At 40.9% G+C, this 1,140-nt stretch carries 1 protein-coding gene; it reads left to right on the top strand.

The features are described 5' to 3' along the window. Positions 1-18: 18 nt before the first annotated feature. Positions 19-1,140: hypothetical protein (locus ACFFHT_RS02775; protein ID WP_382373270.1), on the top strand; the 1,122-nt coding region annotated here is incomplete at its 3' end.

Here is a 1,140-nt window from a genome sequence, read left to right as displayed (position 1 = left end):
ACAATGTCAGGAGGTACTTTGGATGCGAATAATGGTGCTACGATCAATGCAACAAATAGTGCAACTGTCAATGATGGTGATGTTACGGTTCAGAATGGTGGTGCGCTAAATGTAGGTACAACAGAGGTACCAAAAAATTTAGCATTGAATGGTGGTAATTTAACTGTTGCGGGTACAGTAAATGCGGAAAATATTACATCAAACCAAGCATCTGATCCTGATACCAATGCCGTCATCAATGTAAGTTCAAATGGTGCACTTAACCTTGTACCAGCAGGAAACGATACACTCTTTGAGGGCTTTGATACGAGCAAAGGAGATAAGATCGGCATTGGTGGTAAGCTAAATCTGGATATTGCAGATGGTCAGACAGTTACTCAAGAGAGTACAGCAGATATTACTGCTAACAAAGATGGCAATAAAGGGACATTAAATAAAGATGGTAAAGGAACGTTAAATCTGGCAGCAAACAATACCGTTGGCACAACCAATGTGAAAGACGGCAAAGTTAGTGTTGCGGCTGATAAAACGTTAAACAGTAATACTGTGAACGTTGGTGATGGTACAGGCGATGCAGGCAGTGCGGCATTAGATATTCTTGGTACGCTGGATAATGTAACTAACTTAAATGTGAAAGCAGATGGTAGTGTCAATGTGGGCGATACGGATAACGCTGGTACAGTAAATACTGATAATTTAACCGTAGATGGCGGTACTGTAGAGGTGAACAAAGGTACGGTAGAAGCGGATGTAACCAATATCAACGAGGGGGCAGTAGCGATTGCGAGTGGTGCGAAATTAGATAGTGAAGCCCTTAATGTTGGTGATGGAAGAGGTAATGCAAGTAGTGCAATATTAACGAATGCTGGTACGGTACAAACGGATAATGTCACAGTAAAAGCAGATGGTAACCTTACCAATAGCAGCATATTAATAGCAACAGGTAATTTAACCGTAGATGGCGGTCAATTAAATTCAAGTGGCACAACCTCGGCTAACAATTTAACTGTAGATAATAACGGTACAGTGAATGTTACCGCAGGAACAACAACTGTAACAGCGGATACCAATATCAACAATGGTACAGCAAATGTTGAAAATGGTGCGAAATTACAAAGTGCTAATATCAATGTTGGCGAT

Origin of the sequence: Gallibacterium melopsittaci (assembly GCF_042433085.1) — a bacterium.
In the GTDB taxonomy this organism is placed as follows: Bacteria; Pseudomonadota; Gammaproteobacteria; order Enterobacterales; family Pasteurellaceae; genus Gallibacterium; species Gallibacterium melopsittaci.
Note: the sequence above shows the minus strand (reverse complement) of the source record. Positions and strands in the feature narration are given on the sequence as shown.